At 59.0% G+C, this 22,810-nt stretch carries 20 protein-coding genes and 1 pseudogene; 12 read left to right on the plus strand and 9 right to left on the minus strand.

Features of this window, described 5'->3' with window-relative positions; all coding sequences use genetic code 11:
• Positions 1-222: 222 nt before the first annotated feature.
• From ltnD to AC3WP7_RS23570, 6 genes are all read left to right on the plus strand, one after another.
• Complete coding sequence (ltnD, locus tag AC3WP7_RS23545) at positions 223-1,149, plus strand: L-threonate dehydrogenase (RefSeq protein ID WP_256579925.1); 927 nt, start codon at positions 223-225, stop codon at positions 1,147-1,149.
• 12 nt (positions 1,150-1,161) lie between these two features.
• Positions 1,162-2,454, plus strand: coding sequence for a 3-oxo-tetronate kinase (gene otnK / locus AC3WP7_RS23550; protein ID WP_102592078.1), 1,293 nt, complete (start codon positions 1,162-1,164; stop codon positions 2,452-2,454).
• Entirely contained in the window at positions 2,451-3,089 is a 639-nt protein-coding gene (otnC, locus tag AC3WP7_RS23555) for a 3-oxo-tetronate 4-phosphate decarboxylase (RefSeq protein WP_102592077.1), read from the plus strand. Before otnK ends, otnC begins: the two co-directional genes overlap by 4 nt.
• Positions 3,090-3,221: 132 nt before the next feature.
• On the plus strand, positions 3,222-4,682 hold the full coding sequence (locus AC3WP7_RS23560; RefSeq protein WP_102592076.1) for a GntT/GntP/DsdX family permease: 1,461 nt from the start codon (positions 3,222-3,224) through the stop codon (positions 4,680-4,682).
• A 22-nt stretch (positions 4,683-4,704) separates the two neighbouring features.
• The gene (gene otnI / locus AC3WP7_RS23565; RefSeq protein ID WP_102592075.1) at positions 4,705-5,487 is read left to right on the plus strand and encodes a 2-oxo-tetronate isomerase; all 783 of its coding nucleotides are present in this window, start codon (positions 4,705-4,707) and stop codon (positions 5,485-5,487) included.
• Between the two features lie 67 nt (positions 5,488-5,554).
• On the plus strand, positions 5,555-6,616 hold the full coding sequence (locus AC3WP7_RS23570) for an alpha/beta fold hydrolase (protein ID WP_102592074.1): 1,062 nt from the start codon (positions 5,555-5,557) through the stop codon (positions 6,614-6,616).
• Here the strand turns inward: AC3WP7_RS23570 and AC3WP7_RS23575 are convergent.
• Positions 6,613-7,434, minus strand: a complete 822-nt coding sequence (locus tag AC3WP7_RS23575; protein ID WP_102592073.1) for a DeoR/GlpR family DNA-binding transcription regulator — start codon at positions 7,432-7,434, stop codon at positions 6,613-6,615. The genes AC3WP7_RS23570 and AC3WP7_RS23575 overlap by 4 nt on opposite strands.
• A gap of 84 nt (positions 7,435-7,518) precedes the next feature.
• Positions 7,519-8,616, minus strand: coding sequence for an NADH:flavin oxidoreductase (locus tag AC3WP7_RS23580; protein ID WP_102592072.1), 1,098 nt, complete (start codon positions 8,614-8,616; stop codon positions 7,519-7,521).
• A gap of 102 nt (positions 8,617-8,718) precedes the next feature.
• Between AC3WP7_RS23580 and AC3WP7_RS23585 the strand changes: the two genes are divergently transcribed.
• A complete protein-coding gene (locus tag AC3WP7_RS23585) occupies positions 8,719-9,600 on the plus strand; it encodes a LysR family transcriptional regulator (protein WP_102592071.1) in 882 nt (293 codons plus the stop codon).
• Positions 9,601-9,683: 83 nt separating this feature from the next.
• Here AC3WP7_RS23585 and AC3WP7_RS23590 read toward each other — a convergent pair whose 3' ends face one another.
• Complete coding sequence (locus AC3WP7_RS23590; RefSeq protein WP_102592070.1) at positions 9,684-10,346, minus strand: GntR family transcriptional regulator; 663 nt, start codon at positions 10,344-10,346, stop codon at positions 9,684-9,686.
• Between the two features lie 161 nt (positions 10,347-10,507).
• On the opposite strand from AC3WP7_RS23590, the gene AC3WP7_RS23595 reads away from it, so the two are divergent.
• Entirely contained in the window at positions 10,508-11,878 is a 1,371-nt protein-coding gene (locus tag AC3WP7_RS23595; protein WP_102592069.1) for an aspartate aminotransferase family protein, read from the plus strand.
• 63 nt (positions 11,879-11,941) lie between these two features.
• Here AC3WP7_RS23595 and AC3WP7_RS23600 read toward each other — a convergent pair whose 3' ends face one another.
• The 6 genes from AC3WP7_RS23600 to AC3WP7_RS23625 are packed head-to-tail and all read right to left on the minus strand — an operon-like array spanning position 11,942 to position 17,984.
• The gene (locus AC3WP7_RS23600; RefSeq protein WP_102592068.1) at positions 11,942-12,874 is read right to left on the minus strand and encodes an electron transfer flavoprotein subunit alpha/FixB family protein; all 933 of its coding nucleotides are present in this window, start codon (positions 12,872-12,874) and stop codon (positions 11,942-11,944) included.
• Between the two features lie 2 nt (positions 12,875-12,876).
• A complete protein-coding gene (locus AC3WP7_RS23605) occupies positions 12,877-13,626 on the minus strand; it encodes an electron transfer flavoprotein subunit beta/FixA family protein (protein WP_102592067.1) in 750 nt (249 codons plus the stop codon).
• A gap of 44 nt (positions 13,627-13,670) precedes the next feature.
• Positions 13,671-14,477: an ABC transporter permease gene (locus tag AC3WP7_RS23610; protein WP_256579924.1), complete on the minus strand. Its 807-nt coding sequence runs from the start codon at positions 14,475-14,477 to the stop codon at positions 13,671-13,673.
• Between the two features lie 26 nt (positions 14,478-14,503).
• Positions 14,504-15,766: an ABC transporter permease gene (locus AC3WP7_RS23615; RefSeq protein WP_102592065.1), complete on the minus strand. Its 1,263-nt coding sequence runs from the start codon at positions 15,764-15,766 to the stop codon at positions 14,504-14,506.
• Between the two features lie 59 nt (positions 15,767-15,825).
• Positions 15,826-16,854, minus strand: coding sequence for an ABC transporter substrate-binding protein (locus tag AC3WP7_RS23620; RefSeq protein ID WP_102592064.1), 1,029 nt, complete (start codon positions 16,852-16,854; stop codon positions 15,826-15,828).
• Between the two features lie 38 nt (positions 16,855-16,892).
• Positions 16,893-17,984, minus strand: coding sequence for an ABC transporter ATP-binding protein (locus AC3WP7_RS23625; RefSeq protein ID WP_102592063.1), 1,092 nt, complete (start codon positions 17,982-17,984; stop codon positions 16,893-16,895).
• Between the two features lie 326 nt (positions 17,985-18,310).
• On the opposite strand from AC3WP7_RS23625, the gene AC3WP7_RS23630 reads away from it, so the two are divergent.
• From AC3WP7_RS23630 to AC3WP7_RS23645, 4 genes and pseudogenes are all read left to right on the plus strand, one after another.
• A complete protein-coding gene (locus AC3WP7_RS23630; protein ID WP_102592062.1) occupies positions 18,311-19,048 on the plus strand; it encodes an SDR family NAD(P)-dependent oxidoreductase in 738 nt (245 codons plus the stop codon).
• Positions 19,049-19,097: 49 nt separating this feature from the next.
• Positions 19,098-20,549 (plus strand): NADP-dependent succinate-semialdehyde dehydrogenase, encoded by a 1,452-nt coding sequence (gabD, locus tag AC3WP7_RS23635; RefSeq protein WP_102592061.1) that lies wholly within the window; start codon positions 19,098-19,100, stop codon positions 20,547-20,549.
• A 20-nt stretch (positions 20,550-20,569) separates the two neighbouring features.
• Positions 20,570-21,676, plus strand: coding sequence for an NAD(P)/FAD-dependent oxidoreductase (locus tag AC3WP7_RS23640; RefSeq protein WP_102592060.1), 1,107 nt, complete (start codon positions 20,570-20,572; stop codon positions 21,674-21,676).
• A gap of 101 nt (positions 21,677-21,777) precedes the next feature.
• Positions 21,778-22,797 (plus strand): annotated as a pseudogene (locus AC3WP7_RS23645) (HAMP domain-containing protein); the annotation flags it as partial.
• Positions 22,798-22,810 lie beyond the last annotated feature (13 nt).

Consider the following 22,810-nt stretch of genomic DNA (forward strand, 5'->3'; position numbering starts at 1 on the left):
ATCGCAGTGTTAAATAATGTTAATTTAAAAAATAACTTCACATAATCCGATCATTGGAGGATTATCTTTCCAGCACGCATGACACCCTGACAAAAAAACAAAACAGGCTGGCAACGATGATCGACCACTCCCCGAACACCCACCCGGCGAACGCACCGGCGCTTCCCTCCCCCCACGACTACATGCACAACGGCCTGCACACTTGCGGTCTTCACGTACCCGCTGCCTTTTCAAGGAGCCTCCATGAATAACAAGAACGTTGGTGTTATCGGTTTAGGCGCAATGGGGCTCGGTATTGCTCGATCGCTGTTGCGCAGCGGCTTCAATGTGCATGCCTGTGACGTGCGCGAAACCGTCACGCAACAGTTCGCCAGCGAAGGCGGTGTTGCTTGTGCCTCACCTGCGCAGATGGCAGCCGCGTGCGATGTGATCATCACCGTGGTAGTAAATGCCGAACAAACCGAAACGGTACTGTTCGGGGAAAATGCCGCCGTCGCCGCATTGCGCCCAGGCAGCCTGGTGATCGGTTGCGCCACGGTAGCCCCGACTTACGCCGTGGAGCTGGGGCAACGCTTGATAAACGCGGGGCTCTTGTACCTGGACGCACCGATCTCCGGTGGTGCGGCTAAAGCCGCTGCCGGTGAGATGACCATGATGACGTCCGGCCCTGCCGAGGCCTATGCAAAAGCTGACGGCGTGCTCGCTGGAATGGCCGGCAAGGTCTATCGCCTGGGTGACGCACATGGTCTGGGCTCCAAAGTGAAGATCATCAACCAACTGCTCGCCGGCGTGCACATCGCCGCCGCCGCAGAAGCCATGGCGCTGGGCCTGCGCGAGGGGGTCGAGGCCGATGCCCTGTATGAAGTCATTACACACAGCGCAGGCAACTCGTGGATGTTCGAAAACCGCGTGCCGCACATTCTCAAGGCTGATTACACGCCGTTGTCGGCGGTCGATATTTTTGTGAAGGACCTGGGCCTGGTGCTCGATACCGCGCGAGCCAGCAAATTTCCACTGCCGTTGTCGGCCACGGCTCACCAAATGTTCATGCAGGCTTCCAGTGCCGGCTTCGGACGCGAAGACGATTCGGCAGTGATCAAGATTTTCCCTGGCATCTCGCTACCGACTGCCAAGACAGACCCCGTATAAGGACATCCCCCCATGAGCCTACCTTCCGCACGCCCTTTGCTGGGCTGCATCGCCGACGACTTCACTGGCGCCACGGACCTGGCCAACATGCTGGTACGCGGCGGCATGCGTACGGTCCAGAGCATCGGTATTCCCAGCGACACCGTCACCAGCGAACTGGATGCTGATGCGATCGTGATTGCGCTCAAGTCACGCACCGTCCCGGCGGAACAGGCCGTGGCCGACTCCCTGAAAGCGCTTGAGTGGCTACGCGCTCAAGGCTGTGAACAAATTTTCTTCAAGTACTGTTCCACCTTCGACTCGACGGCCGCCGGCAATATAGGCCAGGTCAGCGAGGCCCTGCTCAAGGCACTGGACAGTGATTTCACTCTGGCCTGCCCGGCGTTTCCGGAAAACGGCCGGACGGTGTTCCGCGGGCATTTGTTCGTGCAGGACCAACTACTCAATGAGTCGGGCATGCAGCATCATCCGCTGACCGCCATGACCGACGCCAACCTGGTTCGTGTGCTGCAATCGCAAACCGCGCAAAAGGTCGGCCTGCTGCGCTACGACAGCATCGCGCAGGGCGTGGCGCAGGTACGCGAGCAGATTGCAGCGTTGCGCGCGCAAGGCGTGGGCATGGCGATCGCAGATGCCCTTAGCGATCAAGACCTGTATACCCTCGGCACCGCCTGCAGTGATTTGCCATTGCTAACTGGCGGCTCTGGCCTGGCGCTGGGCCTTCCCGACAACTTCCGTCGGGCTGGCAAACTGCGTGACTTCGACGCCGCTTCGTTGCCAACCGTACACGGTGGCGAAGTGGTCTTGGCAGGCAGTGCCTCCATCGCCACGAACACCCAGGTGGCGGCATGGATCGACGCAGGGCGACCGGCGCTGCGCATCGATCCGCTGGCACTGGCGGCCGGTGAGCCGGTAGTAGCCCATGCCGTGTCCTTCGCACTCAACCAACCTCACACCGTGTTGATCTACGCCACCAGCACCCCGGACGAGGTCAAGGCGGTGCAACAGCAACTGGGCGTCGAACGCGCCGGCCAGTTGGTGGAAAACGCCTTGGGAGAGATTGCTCAGAGCCTGCGTCTCAATGGCGTACGACGTTTTGTGGTCGCTGGTGGTGAAACGTCTGGCGCAGTGGTCACCGCCCTTGGCGTGCGCCTGTTGCAGATTGGCGCGCAGATTGATCCTGGCGTTCCCGCGACCCTCAGCAACACCGCAGAGCCACTCGCACTGGCGCTCAAATCCGGAAACTTCGGCGGCCGGGACTTTTTCGACAAAGCCCTCAAACAACTGGCGGGAGGTGCCCAATGAGCAACGAAAACGCCTTGCGCGAAGAGATCTGTACCGTAGGTCACAGCCTTTATCAGCGCGGGTACACCGTGGGCAGCGCCGGCAACATAAGCGCGCGACTGGATGACGGTTGGCTGATCACCCCAACAGACGCCTGCCTGGGGCGGCTTGACCCGGCGTTGATCGCCAAAGTCGACCTGAGCGGTCAATGGGTCTCTGGCGACAAACCGTCGAAAACCCTCGCTTTACATCGCCAGGTCTACGATCGCAACCCGGGCGTCGGTGGTGTGGTGCATACCCACTCCACCCATCTGGTGGCCCTGACCCTGGCCGGTGTCTGGCAGCAGGACGACATCCTGCCGCCACTCACGCCCTACCAAGTGATGAAGGTCGGGCACATCCCCCTGATCAACTATCAACGCCCCGGCGCGCCCGACGTGGCGGACCAAGTTGCGCGCCTCGCCAACAGTGTGCGTGGCGTGATGCTCGAACGACTGGGTCCGGTGGTTTGGGAGAGCTCAGTCTCCAAGGCCAGCTACGCCCTTGAAGAACTCGAAGAAACCGCACGCCTGTGGCTGATGAGCAACCCGCGCCCGGCCCCTTTGGATGCCGCAGCCCTGGCCGAGCTTAAAAGCGTTTTCGGCGCCCACTGGTAGGCATCGGTTACCCACTGCAATACCCCTGACAATAAAAACAACAGGACCTTCCAGCATGACCACTATCGAGTTTCGTGTTGATGTTTGCAGCTACAAAAAACCCCTTTGCATTCGACATGAAGGGGCGTGCTCATGAGCCCGCTTATCCTGATGGCGACCGCAGGCTTAGGCATAGCTTTGCTGCTGTTCCTGGTACTCAAATACAAATTCCAGCCGTTTGTGGCGCTGATGTTGGTGAGCATTCTGGTGGCCTTGGTCGCGGGCGTTAAACCTGCCGATCTAGTCGCCACCATCGAAGGCGGCATGGGCAAGACTCTCGGCCACATTGCGATCATCATTGCACTGGGCGCGATGATCGGCCGCATCATTGAGTTGTCGGGCGGTGCCGAGGCGCTGGCCAAGACCCTGATTGAACGCTTCGGTAATCGACGCACACCCCTGGCGTTGACGATTGCCGGCTTCATTATCGGTGTGCCGGTGTTCTTCGAAGTGGGGGTGATTATCCTCATGCCGCTGGCCTACGGTGTAGCACGACGTGCTCGCAAGCCGCTACTGATGTTTGCGTTGCCAATGTGCGCAGCGCTGCTCACGGTGCATGCATTTCTGCCACCGCATCCCGGTGCGGTCGCCGCCGCCAGTCAACTGGGGGCCGACCTGGGTCGGGTGCTGATGTTCGGACTGCCGCTGACGGCGTTTCTCTGCTACGTCGGCTATCGCGTCGCCGGACGCATGACGTGCCGCTTCTACCCAATGTCCGATGATATCCGCGCCGAAGTCTACGGCCCACACGTCACCAACGACGACCTGCGCGCCTGGCAGGATGGCAATACCCAAAACGTGCAACAGAGTGCGCAAGCGGTCTCGCACATGGGCCTGGAAGAATCCACCAGCAGCATCGTGGCCAAACTGCCAGCCGCCCCGGCGCCGGGTTTCGGCTTGATCGTCAGCCTGATCCTGCTGCCCATCGTGCTGATCCTGCTGGGTACGCTGGCGACCTCGTTGCTGCCTGTTGAGTCGACCCTGCGGGGCATCATGACCGTACTCGGCGCGCCACTTGTGGCACTGCTGCTCGACACCTTGCTGTGCGCATGGCTGCTCGGCTCCCGCCGCGGCTGGAGCCGCACCCAGGTCTCCGATGTGATCGGCTCGGCACTGCCAGGCGTGGCCATGGTGATTCTGATTGCCGGTGCCGGTGGCGTGTTCGGCAAGGTGCTGGTAGATACCGGGATCGGCGCAGTGGTCTCTGACCTGCTGCGTACCACAGGTTTGCCGGTGCTGGCGCTGGGCTTCTTGCTGACCATGCTGCTGCGCGCTGTGCAAGGCTCCACCACGGTGGCGCTGGTCACGACCGCCGGCATCATCAGCCCGCTGATCGCCACGCTCAACCTAACGCCCAACCACATGGCGCTGCTGTGCCTGGCCATGGGCGGTGGCGGCCTGGCAATGTCGCACATCAACGACGCCGGTTACTGGATCTTCACCAAGTTGGCGGGACTTAACGTGGCTGACGGCCTGCGTACCTGGACGGTGATCACCACCCTCCTCGGCACGCTCGGTTTCCTTATCACCCTGTTGATCTGGCCTTTTGTCTGATCATCTTTGACCAGGAGCTCATATGCCTCGCTTTGCTGCCAACCTGAGCATGCTCTACCCCGAACATCCGTTTCTGGAGCGCTTCGCAGCTGCGGCTGCCGATGGTTTCGACGCCGTGGAGTACCTGTTTCCCTACGACTACAGTCCGCAGGAACTCAAACAGCACCTGAGCGACAACGGCTTGGTACAAGCCCTGTTCAATGCACCACCCGGGGACTGGGCGGCGGGCGAACGCGGCATTGCAACCTTGCCGGGGCGCGAAGCCGAATTCCGCGCAGGCTTGGACCGCGCGCTGGAATACGCCGCGTTGCTGGGCAACACCCGCATCCACGTGATGGCCGGCCTGCTGCCTTCGGAGCAGCACCGTGAGCGCCATCACGCGGTGTACCTGGAGAACCTGGCTTACGCGACCGCCCAAGCACATCAGGCTGGCATAACGGTGTTGCTCGAGCCGATCAACACCCGCGACATGCCGGGGTTTTTCCTCAACCGACAGGACCAGGCACACGCGATTTGCAAGGAGGTCGGCGCAAGCAATTTAAAGGTGCAGTTTGACTGCTATCACTGCCAGATCGTCGAAGGTGATTTGGCCGTCAAACTACTCCGCGATATCGACGGCATTGGCCACATTCAGATTGCAGGCGTGCCCGACCGGCACGAGCCAAACCTTGGCGAATTGAACTACCCCTACCTTTTTGAGCTGATTGACGAGTTGGGGTACGACGGCTGGGTGGGTTGCGAATACCGTCCCAAAAGCGGCACCTCGGCCGGTCTGAAATGGTTACGGGACTGGAAGGCGCGCTAGGTTAACCCTATCCCCTGCTCACCCTCGAAGCAGGGATTCCAAAAACAAAAATAACAGGATACTTCCTATGCAGCATTTGACTTCCCGGCTTGCGCTCGGGCTGCTGTTGCCTCTGTCGTTTTGCGTCAGCGCAGCGCCATTGCCCGCTGCGACCGAAGGCGACTGGGTGGCCCCGCAATTCACCTTCCATACCGGTGAAACACTCGAAAATCTCAAACTGCACTACGTTACCTTAGGCAATCCAAAGAACCCCGCCATTCTCTACCTGCACGGCACCTACCGGCCTGGCAGCGATGTGTTGAGCAAAGACTTTGGCGGCGAACTGTTCGGCCCCGGCCAACCGCTGGACGCCAGCAAGTACTACATCATTTCCACCGACGGCATCGGTGTGGGGCAGTCCAGCAAACCCTCAGACGGTCTGCGCACACAGTTTCCCGAGTACAACTACACCGACCTGGTGCAAGCCCAGTATCGGTTGGTGACCGAAGGCCTGGGGGTCAAGCACCTGCGGCTGATCATCGGCAATTCCATGGGCGGCATGCAGACCTGGATGTGGGGCCAGACCTGGCCTCAGATGATGGACGCGCTGGTGCCCATGGCATCGCAACCGACTGAAATGTCGTCACGCAATTGGATGATGCGGCGCTTGTTAGTGGAATCGATCAAACAAGACCCCGCCTGGAACAACGGCAACTACACCACGCAGCCACTGTCCCTGCGCCTGGCGAACGCGATGTTCAGCGTCGGCACCAGCGGCGGCACCCTAGCTTATCAGGCGGCAGCACCGACCCGGGCCCAGGCCGACAAGTTGGTGGATGAGCGTCTCAGCGCACCGCAAACCGCCGACGCCAATGACTTTATCTACCAATGGCAATCCTCTGCTGACTACAACGCCGCCGAGGGCTTACCTAAAATCCAGGCACCGATGCTGGTCATCAACTCGGCGGACGATGAGCGCAACCCACCGGAAACCGGACGACTGGAAGCATCAATGAAAGCGCTCAAGCATGCGCGGCTGCTGCTCATTCCCGCCAGTGCCGACACGCGCGGCCACGGCACCACGAGCATGGCGAAGTTCTACAGCAAGGAGCTGGGGCAATTCATGCAGGAGACTGAAAAGCAGCGCTAGTCGGGCTGGGGGTCGGACGGCAACATCAATTCGACCCCTTGCTTGCGAATCCCATCCGCCGCCGCAGGCGCCAGCGCGTCATCACTGATGATCACATCGAACTGCTCCAGGCCGGCAATTTTGTACATGCTGAACGTGCCGTACTTGGAGCTGCTGGCCACCAATACCACTTGGGACGCCGACTGCATGGCCACCTGTTTGACTTCCACCTTGAGGGCCGACGGCGTGGTGATTCCACGCCGCAGGTCCCAGGAGCTGGTCGAGATAAAGGCAATGTCCGTAACGACTTGACGCAGCGTCGCCACCGCCAGCCCGCCGACACACGAATGATTGGAATGGTCCAGTTGCCCACCGGTATGGATCACCGTCACCTGTGGCGCGTCCATTAATGCCTGCACCACTCCGAAGTCGTTGGTCACCACCGTCATCCCGCTGAGCGACTTGATGTAAGGCACAATCTCCAGCGTGCTGGTGCCGGCATCTAGATAAATCGTCATGTCCGCCTTCAGCAGGCGCGCAGCGAGCTTGGCCATGGCTTGTTTCTGCGGCAACTCGACCACGGCCTTGAGCTGGTGGCTGGGCTCACTGTGCAACTGGCTGGCGATGCGAACACCGCCCGTCACCGAATACGCACGGCCTTCCTGTTCAAGCAAGGCGATATCGCGGCGCACCGTCATGTGTGAGCACTCGAACATTTCCATCAACTGATGAACACTCAGCACCTGATGTTTGCGCAACTGGCGCAAGATCAACTCGCGACGTTGTTCAGGAATCATCGGCGCGCCGCTCTCGGCGGCCATGTCCTTCTGGCTTGGCATTCGGTGCTCCAAAGGCTTGAATCGGGTAACGGCGGCTGGCCTACATAGTAGCGAATCCACCCGCCGATCTGTACCTCACTGCACCTATTTCAACTCGCTGTCCTTGATATGCGCAATCGGTGCAAGGAGCGACGGGTCGAAGGCCTGCAGCGCACGCGATTCGAGCGAGCGTTGCGGCCAGTCCGGATTGGCCAACGCGGCTTTGCCCACTGCGACGATATCAGCGCCGCCCTGCATAGCGTGTTCAGCATCCTGCAACGTCTGCACGCCACCATTGGCGATCAGCGTGACAGTCGGCGCATAGCGGCGGGCAAGCGTCACCAAGCTGGACGTGGAGCCGACAAATGCCGGCTGCCAGGCCTCGTGCTCAGTCACATGGATGAAGTCGACACCCGCGTCAGACAAGCTGCCGAAAATGGTCTGTGCGTCATGCTCGCCTCCCAGCCATTTGTGCATAAAGTCATTGACCTTTCCCTGGGAAATACGCACACCCACGGGCGAATGGCCCACAGCCTTTTTCACTGCGCCAATCACCTCAAGCGTCAACCCCAAACGTTGGCGAACACTGCCGCCCCATCGGTCGGTGCGTTGGTTGGAGTAATCGGTCATGAACTGATCAAGCAGATAGCCGTTGGCACCATGGATCTCGACACCGTCGAAACCCGCGATGGCCACAGCCCGCTGCGCCGCCTGGGCAAAGCCCTCTATAGCGTCCGCAATATCTTCATCCGTCATCTCTCGCGGCACCCGGTACGCGCCTTCGCCGTAGTAAAACTTCATCTGCTCGCCTTTCGGGCGAATGGCCGAAGGGCCGGCGGAGTGATCGACAAAACGATTCGACTGGCTTAAAGCGCCAGCGTGCATGATCTGCGCAATCGCTGCGCCTTCATGGCGATGGATCGCGTCGACGACCACACGCCAGGCGAGCGCCTGTTCCTGGTCGGTAATACCCGGCTGGAACGGGTAGCCCTGGGAATAATGGCGATCGGTGTAGATCCCCTCGGTGATGACCAAACCGAAGCCGCCCTGAGCGAAACGCTCGTAGTAGCGAGCCATTGAGGGTGTGGCACTGCCGCTCTCGCCCGCGCTGACGCGTGTCATCGGGGCGAGCGCCATGCGATTTTTCAGCTTCAGTCCACCCATATCGAATGGGGTTAAAATGCTCGAGTTCGATGCGTTCATGATGTTCACTCAATTATTCAACAACCACGACCATAAACCCCGAAATTGATCGCTAGAAGCCTGCGCACTCAATAAGGCGCTTTAACCAAAAGAGATATAGTCATGCAGATTTACGAGGTGGAGGTCTTCGCGCATATCGCCACCAGCGGCAGCTTGTCTGCGGCAGCGCGGCGACTAGGGTTGTCTGCGATGACGGTGTCACGCCGGCTGGCGTCCCTGGAAAAAGAGCTGGGCGTACGATTGGTTCACCGCACGACGCGCTCCGTCGCGCTCACCCCGGAAGGAGAAATGTATCTCCCTTATGCGAAGACCATGCTGGAGGCGAACGAGGCGGCACGCGCCACCTTGAAAACCAGTGCGGGCAGTGCCAGCGGCACGCTAAGGGTCACCGCCCCCAGCGTATTCGGCCAAACCGTGATCATGCCGTTGCTGCCAGCCTTGCTGGCCGACCACCCGAACCTCAAGGTCGACCTTACGTTATCGGACAGCATCATCGACATTGCCGGGCTTGGCATTGACGTGGCCATCCGCATCGCCACGCTGCGCGATTCGACCCTGGTGGCAACGATGCTGGCCCCTAACCCACGCGTCGTCTGCGCGAGCCCTGAGTACCTGGCGCGCTGGGGCACACCGAGGGTGTTGGAGGAACTCAGTCATCACGCATGCATCGTCCTGCACGCCATGCCTTACTGGCCGTTTGCCAAAGACGGCAATCCCGTGAGCATTCGCGCTCACGGTGCGTTTTCCGCCAACAGCGTCGAGGCGGTGCGCACAGCGAGCAAACAGGGCTTGGGGCTAGCCATGTTGACGTACTGGGACATCCGCAATGAACTTGCTGAAGGCTCTCTGAAGCTGGTGAACCTTGAGGATGTCATCCCGGAGCAGCTTTCCATCACTGCGGTATTGCCGACCCGTCAACAGGTTCCGCATCGAGTGCGGGTGTTCGTAGATCACCTGGAAGCGGAACTCAAGAGAACGCAATGACGCGCTAAACGCGATCCACCTCCTTCGTTGGAAAAACACCAGGCGGTGCATCGCTCAGGCACACAGCAAGAAAGCCGCTACGCTTATTGCGTCTTGATAAATTCCAGCATCATTTCATTGCCATCGAGAATATCCGTACAGATCGCTTTCCTGGCGGCAACCCCATCACGGTTCTTCAGGGCTGCCAACACTTCCCAGTGGTGCTCAATCGCCATCTGCTCCGAAAAGTGATCGTAGGCCAATGCGAGCAGAGGCCCGGTGCGCATCCACAGACTGTCCAGAAAACCGCGCAGTAACGGCATCTGGGCGATGTCGGCAAAAAAGAAGTGGAACGTCTGGTTGAGGTTCAACGCTTCGCTCATGTCTTGACGATGAATGGCGTCAAGGTTGGCTTTGATGTTGGCCTCGATACGCTCCAAATCCTCATCGGTGACCAGGCTCGCCGCTGTCTCTGCAGCCAAACCCTCAAGGGCCAGGCGTACGGCGCGGATTTCCAAATATTGTTGGCTCGTCAAGATCGGGACGCGGATGTCCTTCGGTGTCTTCATGACCAACGCCTGCTCTTTGGCAAGCTGAAGAATCGCATCGCGTACAGGGGTGACGCTGGTGCCCAACTGCATGGCGAGGTCGCGAATGCGAAGTTTGTCATCGGGTTTGAGCTTTCCCGTGACCAGCGCTTCCCGTAGCGATGAATAAACGCTGGTGCCGAGATACGCGTGTTTTATTTCACCGATTGGATAGCTCATATCAGATCCGAATGAAGGGAGAGGCTCTATTTGGCGGGAAACAAGGCCCCGACAGCACAGGGCTGCATCATCGCGGTTTTATGGAGAAAAAACTAGCTACACAACATGATGCATCATGCATTATGCTTCAGTCAGCGGTCCCATAAAACAGCGAGATCATCATGAGCACGACACGTTCCTCTCTAGCCGACAAAGACATGCGCCATCAACTGCACCCTTACACCAACGCCAGGGCTCACGAGGAACAGGGGCCATTGGTGATTGATCGAGGGGACGGGGTGTTCGTCATCGACGAGAACGGCAAGCGTTACATTGAAGCCATGGCCGGGCTCTGGAGTGCGGCGCTGGGCTTCAGCAACAAGCGGCTGGTGGCGGCAGCTGAAAAGCAGATGTCTACCCTGCCCTTCTACCACCTGTTTGGTCATAAGGCCCACGCCCCCAGCATCGAGCTGGCGGAGAAGCTGATCAACATGGCGCCGGTGCCCATGAGCAAGGTGTTCTTCACCAACTCCGGCTCCGAAGCCAACGACACCGTGATCAAGTTGGTCTGGTATCTCAATAACGCACAGGGCAAACCGTCGCGCAAAAAATTCATCAGCCGAATCGGCGGCTACCACGGCATTACGCTTGCCAGTGCCAGCCTCACGGGCCTGCCGGCCAACCAGCGCGGCTTCGACGTCCCGCTACCAGGTTTCCTGCACGTTGGCTGCCCGCACCACTACCGCTATGCGCTGCCAAATGAGACCGAGGAGCAATTTGCTGATCGACTTGCCGCCGAGCTCGAAGCGTTGATCCTGAAGGAGGGGCCGGAAACCATCGCAGCGTTCGTCGGAGAACCTTTGATGGGGGCCGGTGGCGTGATTGTGCCGCCGCGCACGTACTGGGAGAAAATCCAACGTGTGTGCCGCAAACACGACATTCTGATTGTCGCCGACGAGGTGATCTGTGGTTTCGGCCGTACCGGCACAATGTTCGGTAGCCAGACCTTCGGCATTGAGCCGGACATCATGATTCTGTCCAAACAACTGTCGTCGTCCTACCAGCCAATATCGGCCATTCTGCTCAATGAGCGGGTCTATCAAGGCATCGCTGACCAGACCAAGTCCTTCGGCGCACTGGGACATGGCTTCACCGGCGGCGGACATCCCGTGGCGGCAGCCGTCGCACTGGAAAACCTGAAAATCATTGATGAAGAAAACCTCGTGACGCATGCCGCTCAGATGGGTGAACTCCTGCGCAGAGAGTTGCAACGTTTCGGCGATCATCCATTGGTCGGTGAGATCAGGGGGGCGGGCCTTATCGCAGCCGTCGAACTGGTCGCTGACCGCGCCACCAAGGCTCCCCTGGACGCGCCAGGCATACTCGGCCGCTATCTGGCGGGTCGTGCACAGGCGCATGGCATGATCACACGCAACATGGGCGACGCCATCGCTTTCTGCCCTCCGCTGATCATCAATGAAGATGAGGTGCGGTCAATCGTGGACCGGTTCGGCATGGCATTGGACGACACCAGCAAATGGGTCAATGGCTAAGTGAGCAGCATAAAAAAGGCCTGGTGTGAACCAGGCCTTTTTTTTGCTTCAGCGACCGCGTCTTCAGTTCAGCTCAGCCAGAAACGCCGGCACCGCGTCAAACAAGTCCGCCACCAGGCCGTAATCGGCCACCTGGAAGATCGGTGCTTCTTCGTCCTTGTTGATCGCAACGATCACCTTGGAGTCTTTCATACCGGCCAAGTGCTGGATCGCGCCGGAGATACCGACGGCGATGTACAGCTGTGGCGCAACGATCTTGCCGGTCTGGCCGACCTGCATGTCGTTGGGTACGAAACCTGCGTCGACGGCCGCGCGGGAAGCGCCGACCGCAGCGCCCAGCTTGTCGGCCAGGGCGTACAGGTGTTTGAAGTTGTCACCGTTCTGCATGCCACGGCCGCCGGAAACGACGATCTTGGCAGCGGTCAGCTCAGGACGGTCCGACTTGGCCAGCTCTTCGCCAACAAAGCTGGAAGTGCCTGCGTCGTGGGCAGCAGCAACGGCTTCGACGGCAGCCGAACCCCCTTCTGCAGCAACCGGGTCGAAACCGGTGGCACGCACGGTGATCACTTTGATGGCAGCGGTCGATTGCACGGTGGCAATGGCGTTACCGGCGTAGATCGGGCGCTTGAAGGTATCAGCGCTTTCAACCGAGATGATCTCGGAGATCTGGTCAACGTCCAACTGCGCAGCAACGCGTGGCAGGATGTTTTTGCCGTTGGAGGTAGCGGCAGCCAGGATGTGGCTGTAGCCAGCGCCCAGCTCTGCAACCAGCGGGGCCACGTTTTCCGGCAGCTGATGCGCGTAGGCCGCATTGTCAGCGTTCAGGACTTTGCTCACGCCTGCGATTTTCGCTGCGGCTTCAGCCACGGCGCCAGCGCCCTGGCCTGCTACCAGCACGTGAATGTCGCCACCGATTTTAGCGGCAGCGGCCACGGTGTTCAGGGTGGCCGGAGCCAGCGCCTTGTTATCGTGTTCTGCGATTACCAAGATAGTCATGGTTAGATTACCTTCGCTTCGTTTTTCAGTTTCTCGACCAGTTCTGCAACCGACTTGACCTTGATGCCCGCGCTGCGAGCAGCCGGTGCTTCAACCTTGACAGTCTTGTTGGTGGAGGCGGTGGAAACGCCCAAAGCTTCAGGAGTGAACGACTCAAGCGGCTTCTTCTTGGCTTTCATGATGTTTGGCAGGGACGCGTAGCGCGGCTCGTTCAAACGCAGGTCGGTGGTGACGATGGCCGGCAGTTTCAGGGAAACGGTCTGCGCGCCGCCGTCGATTTCACGGGTCACAGCGACGCTGTCGCCGCTCACTTCGACTTTGGAAGCGAAGGTGCCTTGGCCGTAACCGGCCAGGGCAGCCAGCATCTGGCCAGTCTGGTTGTTGTCGCTGTCGATGGCCTGTTTGCCGAGGATCACCAGCTGAGGCTGTTCCTTGTCGACAACAGCCTTGAGCAGCTTGGCGACGGCCAGGGAGGTCAGCTCTTCAACGGACTCAACCAGGATAGCGCGGTCGGCGCCCAGTGCCAGGGCGGTACGCAGCTGCTCTTGAGCAGTGGTAGGGCCGATGGAAACCACGACGATTTCAGTCGCCACGCCTTTCTCTTTCAGGCGTACAGCTTCTTCCACAGCGATTTCGCAGAAAGGGTTCATCGACATTTTTACGTTTGCGAGGTCGACGCCAGAGTTGTCCGCTTTGACGCGAACCTTGACGTTATAGTCGATCACTCGCTTTACAGAGACTAGGACCTTCATCAATTACCTCAGTAAGCACAGCCAGGGTGGGTCGGGATAACGTGTCAAACGGTACTGCAGCCGCGAAGTTTTTCGTTGCGCCGACGCAACCACTCCATCAGCAGTAACAGCACGGCTGACGCACCTACCATCAAGGTCGCCGCCGCAGCGATGGTGGGATTAAGGTTCTCGCGAATGCCTCCAAACATTTGCATCGGCAACGTGCGTTGTGCGGGGCTGGCCAAAAACAGCGTCACCACCACCTCATCGAAGGAGGTGGCAAACGCGAACAACGCCCCACTGATAACGCCGGGTGCAATCAGCGGCAGCATGACCTTGCGAAACGCCAGCAACGGCGGCGCTCCCAAACTGGCGGCTGCACGAGAAAAGTTGCGGTCATAGCCCTGTAACGTCGCCGCCACGGTGATCACTACGAAAGGCACCCCTAGCGCAGCGTGAGCCAGCACCAGGCCTAGGTAGCTGTTGAGCAGATTCAACTGGGCGAAAAAAAAGTAGAGCGCTACCGCAATAATCACCACGGGCGCGATCATCGGTGAAATCAATACGGCCATCACCAGCCCCTTGCCGCGGAACTCGCCGCGGGCGAGCCCCACGGCGGCCAGGGTGCCGAGCGCGGTGGCCAGCAACGTGGCGGCCGGCGCGATGATCAAGCTGTTGCGCAACGCTCGCATCCACTCCTGGGAACCGAGAAACTCTTGATACCAGCGCAATGAGAAACCGCTCAGCGGGTAACTGAGAAACGATCCTTCGTTGAAAGACAGCGGCACGATCACCAGGATCGGCACCACCAGAAAGACCAACAAACTGAAGCTGAACACACTGAAGATCGGCGACCAGAGGCGCTCAATCATTGTGGAATGATGATTCATCGAACACCTCATGCACGCTGGGCGGGGTTGGCTGGACGGGTAATGCGCGCATACACCCAATACAGCAGCAGCACGATGATCAGCAGTTGGCTGCCCAGTGCCGCGGCCATCCCCCAATTGATGGTGGTGTTGGTGTAGAACGCGACGAAATAACTGAGCATCTGATCACTCGGCCCACCCAACAATGCGGGGGTGATGTAGTACCCAATGGCCATGATGAAGACCAACAGCGCGCCTGCCGTCACTCCTGCGAAGGTCTGCGGCACGTAGACCGACCAGAACGCGCGAAACGGATGCGCACCGAGTGAAACCGCTGCGCGGACGTAGTTGGGGGAGATGCCTTTCATGACCGCATAGAGCGGCAGGATGACGAAGGGCAGCAGTATGTGGGTCATGGAGATGTAGACCCCCACCCGGTTGAACACCAGCTGTAAGGGCTGCTCGATCAGTCCGAGCCCGATCAGTGAACTGTTGATCAACCCGCCGTTCTGCAGCAATACGATCCAGCCGGCCGTACGCACCAGCAAAGACGTCCAGAACGGCAACAACACCATGATCAGCAAAAGGTTGGCGCGACTGCTCGGTTGCTTGGCCAGCCAGTAGGCCACCGGGTAGCCGAACAGTACGCACAGCAGCGTGACCACACTGGCCATCCACAGTGTGCGCATCAACACGGAGAGATACAGCGCCTGCCCCTTGGGCAGCTCGACAATATCGCCGCTCTGGGCATCCACCTGGTGATCGAACGCAGCCAGCACGTAATACGCCGTGAGGGGGCGCCCTGCGCGCTGGATACTGCGCCAGGTACTCGGCTCTGCCCAGAGCGTCGATTGAGCGATCAGCGCCCGACTGATCGATTCGGCGTCGTTATCCGGCAATTTGCGCAAGGCCATATTGAGGAGCGTGCGATAACGACCGTCTTCATAACCCAGTCGCTTGATCAAGCCTGGGATCTGCCCCTCGGCCTTGGCGGTTTTAAGGTCCATCACCAACGACGAAAAGACTTTTTCATCCGGCCGGCTTTCGCCATCCCAGTTCTGCAACGCTTGCAGCGTCGTGGGTAATGCGCGTTTGACTTCCGGGTTGTCGAGGCTCTTCCACAGAATGTTGCCGATCGGGAACACGAAGCTGATCAGTAGAAATATCAACAGCGGCGCGATCAGCAGAACGGATCGTTTGCGATAGGCACGCTCGGCATGCAGCAATCGCTGCTTGAGAGAGGCGCCTTTATCGGTTGAATGATCGATAGCCGTCAGGCTGACTTCTGACATGCTGGTCTCCAAGTATAAGGCTGAACCGGCTTCAAACAGATGAAGCCGGTGGTGGCTGATTAATTCGCCGCCCAGGCGTTGAAGCGTTGCTCCAGCTCTTCACCGTGTTCGATCCAGAACTCGGTATCCACCCCGCGTGCGCCTTTGAGGTTAGCGGGAGCGGTTGGCAAATCGGGGCGCACCTTGGCGTCGATCTGCGCAATGGCCAACGTGTTGGTCGGTCCATAGGGAATGGTTTCGGCGAAGACTTTCTGGTTCTCCGGACGGTTGGCGAACGCGATGAACTGCTCGGCCAACGCCTTGTTCTTCGAACCCTTGACGATCGCCCAGCTATCGAGATCGTAAAGGCTGCCATTCCAGACGATCGAAAACGGGTGCCCTTCTTTCTGCGCTGCGGTGACGCGCCCGTTATAGGCGGAGGTCATGACCACGTCTCCGGAAACCAGCCACTGCATCGGTTGAGCGCCAGCTTCCCACCACTGGATACTCGACTTGATTTCATCGAGTTTTTTAAAGGCCCGGTCGACGCCCTCAGGCGTGGCCAGCACGGTGTAGAGCTGGCCCTGGGAAACACCATCGGCCAACAAGGCAATTTCAAGGGTGAACTTCGCGCTTTTGCGCAGCGCACGTTTGCCCGGATAGGTCTTCACATCCCAAAAATCCGCCCAACCGGTGGGGGCTTTGGCGAGTTTTTTGGAATCGTAAGCCAACACCGTGGACCAGATGAAAATGCCCGCCCCACACTCACTCACCGCCGAATCGACCAGCTGTTTCTTGTCGCCCAGCTTTGCCCAGTCCAAGGGTTCGAACAGCCCCTCGCTGCACCCGCGCACCAACTCCGGACTTTCAACCTCGACCACATCCCAGCCGACCTGACCGGTCTCCACCATGGCTTTGATCTTGGCCATCTCGCCGTTGAACTCACCCGCCTCAATGTTGACGTTGTTCGCCTTGGAAAACGGTTGGTAAAACGCTTTCTCCTGGGCTTGCTTATTAAGCCCTCCGAACGACACAACCGTGAGCTGTTGAGCCTGCACCTGGCTTGCTACGCCAGCCATCAACGCCAATACCGCAATTTTCTTGAACATGGGAACGCTCCTCAGCAGTGTTTTGGGCAACGCTTTTTTTAGTGATGGGCCAATGGATCGAGCGCGCTGGCGTCGTGACTGAACCAGCCGACAGGCACCGTATGACCGGTCAGCCAGTCATCGTGCATTTCAGCGATAGGAACTTTTGCGGTAAACGCCTGATGCCCGACAACGTTGAGCCGTACCCGAACGTGATCGCCCAGATAAATCAGCTCCTCAATGCGTCCCGGCAGGCTATTGGCGGACGGCTTATTCAGCCCCACCCGTTCAGGACGGATCGACAATGATGTGGAATCACCGGCAGACAGAACCGTCGTGGCGCGGGCGCCGACCTCGGAACCATCCGCCAGGCGCACGCGACACTCCGCCCCGGAAACCGAAACAACCGTCCCCGGCAGCGCGTTGTTTTCACCGATGAAGTGGGCCACGAAAGAATTACTGGGGTGCTCATAGAGCGCTTTGGGCGTGTCGATTTGCTGAATCACACCATCATTGAAAACCGCGACACGGTCAGAGAGTGTCAAGGCTTCCGCCTGATCATGGGTGACGAACACCACGGTCAAGCCCAACTGGCGATGCAAGCGTCGGATTTCCAACTGCATCTGTTCACGCAGCTGTTTATCCAGCGCCCCCAAGGGCTCATCCATCAACACCAGGCTGGGCTCGAACACCAGCGCACGCGCCAGTGCGATGCGTTGCTGCTGACCACCGGATAACTGCGCCGGGTAGCGTTGCGCGAGGTGACCGAGCTGGACCATGTCCAATGCTCGCTTGACCTTCACGTCGATATCGACCGCACTCATTCGCCTGACTTTAAGAGGGAATGCGAGGTTGCCTGCCACCGTCATGTGGGGAAACAGTGCGTAGTTTTGAAACACCATGCCGATCCCACGCTGATGCGGCGCCACCGTATGTAACGGGTTGCCGTCGAGAAGGATTTCGCCTTCGGTGGGCGTTTCGAAGCCTGCCAGCATCATCAGGCTGGTGGTTTTTCCAGAGCCCGAAGGCCCGAGCAAGGTAAGGAACTCACCCCGCTGGATGTCAAGGTCAAGCTTTTTGACCACCAACTGTTCGCCGTCATAGCTCTTCTGCACGCCTCTGAAGCGTACATAAGGGGGGGCAATGCTCATGGCTGCACCTGCTTATTATTGTTTTGAAAATGTCGTTCTGGGTTACACGGCTTCATTTTAAGCACACCTTCATTCGTGATGCATCATGTTTTATATTTCATAAGGTGAGCATAAAGTGTGCCAGCTTGACCACAAGCGTTAAGTGCGAAAAACACCTGAACGCTGCCTTAACACCCAAGGAGCCTGGCACTCGCGCAGTGCAATGAAAGGTGTGTACGCACCGCTTAGGCGCGCCGTGCGAAGGTAAGAAGAACCAGTTGACAGTACAGATTCTTTTAAACATGATGCATCAAACATCAACAAACCGTACCGATTGAGGACGTCCCATGAGTGAGAAAAAAACCCTGCTGCTGACAGGTGCCAGCAGAGGCATCGGGCATGCAACGGTCAAACATTTCAATGCTGCGGGCTGGCGAGTTTTCACCGCCTCGCGCCAGAGCTGGGCGACAGACTGTCCCTGGGCGGACGGTCAGGAGAACCACATCCATCTGGATCTCGAGGACATTGGCAGCATTGAAGCCAGCATCGACCTGATCAAAGAGAAACTCGGTGACGGCAAATTGCACGCACTGGTCGATAACGCCGGAATGAGCCCTAAAGGACCGCAAGGCGGCCGACTCGGTGTATTGGAAACTGACTACGCCACCTGGCTGCAGGTCTTCAACGTCAACCTGTTTTCCACTGCCCTGCTCGCCCGGGGTTTATTCGCAGAGCTGAAAGCAGCGCAGGGCACCATCATCAACGTCACCTCGATTGCAGGCTCAAGAGTTCACCCGTTCGCCGGGGTGGCTTACGCGACGTCGAAAGCAGCCTTGTCCGCGTTGACCCGAGAAATGGCTTACGACTATGGGCAGCACGGCATTCGGGTGAACGCTATCGCCCCTGGGGAAATCGACACGTCGATTCTCTCCCCCGGCACCCAGGACATCGTTGAACGCAACATTCCAATGCATCGCCTTGGCAAGCCGGAAGAAGTGGCGTCCCTCATTCATTTCCTGTGTACCTCAGGTGCCTCGTACATCAATGGCGCAGAGATCCAGGTCAACGGTGGTCAGCACGTCTGAGCGGGTCATTCCTCTCCATTTTGCTAAACGTTCAACCGGAGTTTTTTCTATGAAATTGCGTGATAGCAGCCTGTTCCGCCAACAAGCCTATATAGCCGGCGTCTGGACCGATGCGGACAATGAACAGCGCGTGGACGTGAACAATCCCGCGACAGGCGAAATACTCGGCCAGGTCCCCAAAATGGGCGCCTCCGAGACCCGTCGCGCCATTGAAGCCGCGGAACAGGCGCTGCCTGCATGGCGCGCCCGTACCGCCAAGGACCGGGCCACTGTTCTGCGCCGCTGGTTCGATTTGATCATGGCCAACCAAGACGATCTGGCCCGCCTGATGACGCTCGAACAGGGCAAACCCCTGGCAGAAGCCAAAGGTGAAATCGCCTACGCCGCGTCGTTCATCGAATGGTTTGCCGAGGAAGGCAAGCGCGTGTACGGCGACATCATTCCGGGCCACCAGCCCGACAAGCGCCTGCTGGTCATCAAGCAACCCATTGGCGTGACTGCCGCCATCACCCCGTGGAACTTCCCTTGCGCCATGATCACACGCAAGGTTGGCCCGGCACTGGCTGCCGGCTGCACCATGGTGATCAAGCCTGCCAGCCAAACACCGTTTTCTGCCTTGGCGTTGGCCGAGTTAGCCACCCGCGCTGGAATACCTGAAGGCGTGCTCAGTGTCGTGACCGGGTCAGCCGCACAGATTGGCGCTGAACTAACCAGCAACCCAATCATTCGCAAATTGTCGTTCACCGGCTCAACGGAAATTGGTCGTCAACTGATGGCCGAATGCGCTCAAGACATCAAGAAAGTCTCGCTTGAACTGGGCGGCAACTCACCGTTCATTGTGTTTGAGGATGCGGACTTGGACGCCGCTGTCGAGGGTGCGCTGTTGTCGAAGTATCGCAATGCCGGCCAAACCTGCGTCTGCGCCAACCGGCTGTACATCCACGAGAGCGTCTACGATGCGTTCGCCGATAAATTGCAGAACGCGGTGTCGAAGCTGCGCTTGGGCAATGGGCTGGACGACGGCATCACCACCGGTCCGCTGATCGATGAAAAAGCGGTGCTGAAGGTGCAGGAGCACATTGCCGATGCCGTTAGCCAAGGCGCGCGCGTCATCCAGGGCGGCAATCCTCACGCGCTGGGTGGCAACTTCTTCGAACCGACCATTTTGGTCGACGTGCCCAAGACCGCCCTGGTGGCCCGCGAAGAAACCTTCGGTCCCTTGGCGCCGTTGTTTCGCTTCTCCAGCGAAGCCGACGTCATCGCCCAAGCGAATGACACCGAGTTCGGCTTGGCGGCGTACTTCTTCGCGCGCGACCTGTCTCGCGTTTTCCGCGTAGCCGAAGCCCTCGAGTACGGCATCATTGGGATCAACACCGGGATTATCTCCACCGAAACGGCGCCTTTTGGCGGCATGAAGGCGTCCGGGTTAGGCCGTGAAGGCTCCAAATACGGCATCGATGATTACCTGGAAATCAAATACATGTGCCTGGGCGGCATCTAAGCAACCAAAGGAGTCGTGACGTGAGTGTCGATATCGATTGCGTGGTAGTGGGTGCGGGTGTGATAGGGCTGGCGATAGCCCGCGAGATGGCCCAGGCAGGTAACGAAGTGCTGGTGATCGAAGCGGGAGAAGCAATCGGTATCGGCACGAGCTCGCGTAACTCAGAAGTCATCCATGCGGGTATTTACTACCCGCCGGGAAGCCTCAAGGCGCGTCTGTGCGTCGAAGGGCGAAACGCGCTGTATGCGTATTGTGCGTCCCACGGCGTCAATACGCGCCGAACCGGAAAGTTGATCGTCGCCACCACCGAAGCACAAGTGAGCCAGTTGCAATGGTTGTTGCAGCGAGGGCTCGGGAACGGCGTAGACGATCTACGCCTGCTGGATCGCGCTCAGGCGCTCGCGCTGGAACCCGCGCTGCAGTGCATCGCGGCTTTGTATTCACCCTCCACCGGCATCGTCGACTCACATGCGTTGATGCTGGCACTGCAGGGTGATGCCGAAGCCGCCGGCACCAGCATCGCCTTCCACGCCCCGTTGCTCAGCGCCTGCGTAACAGCCGACGGCTTTCTGCTAAGCGTTGGCGGGGAGACACCCACGGCACTGTCGTGCCGACGGCTTATCAACGCGGCAGGCCTCCATGCCCCAGCGTTGGCCCGGCGAATAGAAGGACTGTCGCCCGACACCGTGCCGCAGGACTATCTGTGCAAAGGCAGTTACTTCAGCCTGGCAAAACGAGTGCCGTTCTCGCACCTCATCTACCCCGCACCGGACACCGATGGTCTTGGCGTGCACATGACCGTAGACCTGGGCGGACAGGCCCGCTTTGGCCCGGACACGCAATGGATCGACGCTGAGGACTATCAGGTCGACCCAGATCGCGCATGCGGGTTTTATGCGGCTATTCGCAACTATTGGCCAGAGTTGCCGGAGGGCAGCCTGCAACCCGGATACAGCGGCATCCGCCCTAAAATATCAGCGCCCGGCGAGCCCGCCAGCGATTTCCTCATCAGCAGCCAGCGCGAGCATAACGTCCCAGGCCTGATCAACTTGTTCGGCATCGAATCACCTGGGCTGACGTCCTGCCTGGCCATTGCCCGGCACGTACGCGGGCTGATTGAACACTAACTGACGACCCCACTTCTACTCCTCGTACCCAGCAAGGCAACACCGATAAGGTGATGCCGGCGAAGCTGTGTGCGACCTCTATCTGCAGATGAGCATTGCCGATGAAATTCAGCCATAAAATACTGCTTGCCGCCGTCTCGGTTGTGAGCTTGGCGTTCGCTTCATTTTCGATTTACAGCGTGCAGCTCCAAGAGAACTACATCTTGAGTGCGATTCAGGCGCGCCTGACCGAAACAGGACAGAGCACCGCTAACCACGTGCGCAGTTGGTTCGAGGGGCGCGTCCTGATGATTCAGAACCTGAGTCAGAACATCGGCCTGGATCCCGCCCCGGGACACATCAAGGCACTGATATCTCAACCCGCTTTGGCGGGCGAGTTTCTGCAAAACTTTATCGGACTGGCGGACGGCACCGTGGTCATGGAACCCGTGACGGCCCTACCCGAAAACTACGACCCGCGCACGCGGCCCTGGTACAAAGAGACCGCGACCAGTAACACGCTGAACCTGAGCGAGCCCTACGTCAGCCAATCCACCCAGCAACTGGTGCTTTCCATCAATACGCCGCTGAACAGCAATGGCCGTCTGGTCGGCGTTGCCAGCGGTGACCTGAGTCTGGATGCCTTGGCGAAAATGATTGATAGCCTGGATCTCAATGGGCTCGGCTATGCCTTCCTGGTCAGTGCCCAGGGCAAGATACTGGTAAGCCCGAACCGACAGGAGCTGATGAAGAATCTTGCAGAGGTGTATGCCGATCGCCCTCCCCAGCTCGACCGCGCCCTCAATATCAGCCTGCAGAACGGTCATGAAAAAATCATCGGCTTCACGCCCGTTCGAGGCTTGTCGGGTGTGCAGTGGTATGTCGGGATCTCCATCGACCATGAAAAGGCCTACGCAGCACTGAGCGAACTGCGCCGATCCGCCGTCTTTGCCACGCTTATCACCGTCGCGATCATCATTGGGTTGCTCGGTGGCCTCATGCACGTGCTGATGAAACCCTTGCGGACACTGGGCAAGGCCATGCAAGCCATCGCCGAGGGGGACGGCGACCTGACGGTGCGGTTGTCCGCACAAAACCGCGATGAATTCGGAACCGTCGCGCAAGCCTTTAACAAGTTTGTCGAGCGCGTGCATC

The sequence above is a fragment of the Pseudomonas sp. FW305-3-2-15-C-LB1 genome (assembly GCF_058787615.1).

What these genes read in the sequence shown, in the direction of transcription:
- otnK (WP_102592078.1), top strand. Translation starts at nt 1,162, where the DNA reads ATGAGCCTACCTTCCGCACGCCCTTTGCTGGGCTGCATCGCCGACGAC.
- otnC (WP_102592077.1), top strand. Translation starts at nt 2,451, where the DNA reads ATGAGCAACGAAAACGCCTTGCGCGAAGAGATCTGTACCGTAGGTCAC.
- AC3WP7_RS23560 (WP_102592076.1), top strand. Translation starts at nt 3,222, where the DNA reads ATGAGCCCGCTTATCCTGATGGCGACCGCAGGCTTAGGCATAGCTTTG.
- otnI (WP_102592075.1), top strand. Translation starts at nt 4,705, where the DNA reads ATGCCTCGCTTTGCTGCCAACCTGAGCATGCTCTACCCCGAACATCCG.
- AC3WP7_RS23570 (WP_102592074.1), top strand. Translation starts at nt 5,555, where the DNA reads ATGCAGCATTTGACTTCCCGGCTTGCGCTCGGGCTGCTGTTGCCTCTG.
- AC3WP7_RS23575 (WP_102592073.1), bottom strand. Translation starts at nt 7,434, where the DNA reads ATGCCAAGCCAGAAGGACATGGCCGCCGAGAGCGGCGCGCCGATGATT.
- AC3WP7_RS23580 (WP_102592072.1), bottom strand. Translation starts at nt 8,616, where the DNA reads ATGAACGCATCGAACTCGAGCATTTTAACCCCATTCGATATGGGTGGA.
- AC3WP7_RS23585 (WP_102592071.1), top strand. Translation starts at nt 8,719, where the DNA reads ATGCAGATTTACGAGGTGGAGGTCTTCGCGCATATCGCCACCAGCGGC.
- AC3WP7_RS23590 (WP_102592070.1), bottom strand. Translation starts at nt 10,346, where the DNA reads ATGAGCTATCCAATCGGTGAAATAAAACACGCGTATCTCGGCACCAGC.
- AC3WP7_RS23595 (WP_102592069.1), top strand. Translation starts at nt 10,508, where the DNA reads ATGAGCACGACACGTTCCTCTCTAGCCGACAAAGACATGCGCCATCAA.
- AC3WP7_RS23600 (WP_102592068.1), bottom strand. Translation starts at nt 12,874, where the DNA reads ATGACTATCTTGGTAATCGCAGAACACGATAACAAGGCGCTGGCTCCG.
- AC3WP7_RS23605 (WP_102592067.1), bottom strand. Translation starts at nt 13,626, where the DNA reads ATGAAGGTCCTAGTCTCTGTAAAGCGAGTGATCGACTATAACGTCAAG.
- AC3WP7_RS23610 (WP_256579924.1), bottom strand. Translation starts at nt 14,477, where the DNA reads ATGATTGAGCGCCTCTGGTCGCCGATCTTCAGTGTGTTCAGCTTCAGT.
- AC3WP7_RS23615 (WP_102592065.1), bottom strand. Translation starts at nt 15,766, where the DNA reads ATGTCAGAAGTCAGCCTGACGGCTATCGATCATTCAACCGATAAAGGC.
- AC3WP7_RS23620 (WP_102592064.1), bottom strand. Translation starts at nt 16,854, where the DNA reads ATGTTCAAGAAAATTGCGGTATTGGCGTTGATGGCTGGCGTAGCAAGC.
- AC3WP7_RS23625 (WP_102592063.1), bottom strand. Translation starts at nt 17,984, where the DNA reads ATGAGCATTGCCCCCCCTTATGTACGCTTCAGAGGCGTGCAGAAGAGC.
- AC3WP7_RS23630 (WP_102592062.1), top strand. Translation starts at nt 18,311, where the DNA reads ATGAGTGAGAAAAAAACCCTGCTGCTGACAGGTGCCAGCAGAGGCATC.
- gabD (WP_102592061.1), top strand. Translation starts at nt 19,098, where the DNA reads ATGAAATTGCGTGATAGCAGCCTGTTCCGCCAACAAGCCTATATAGCC.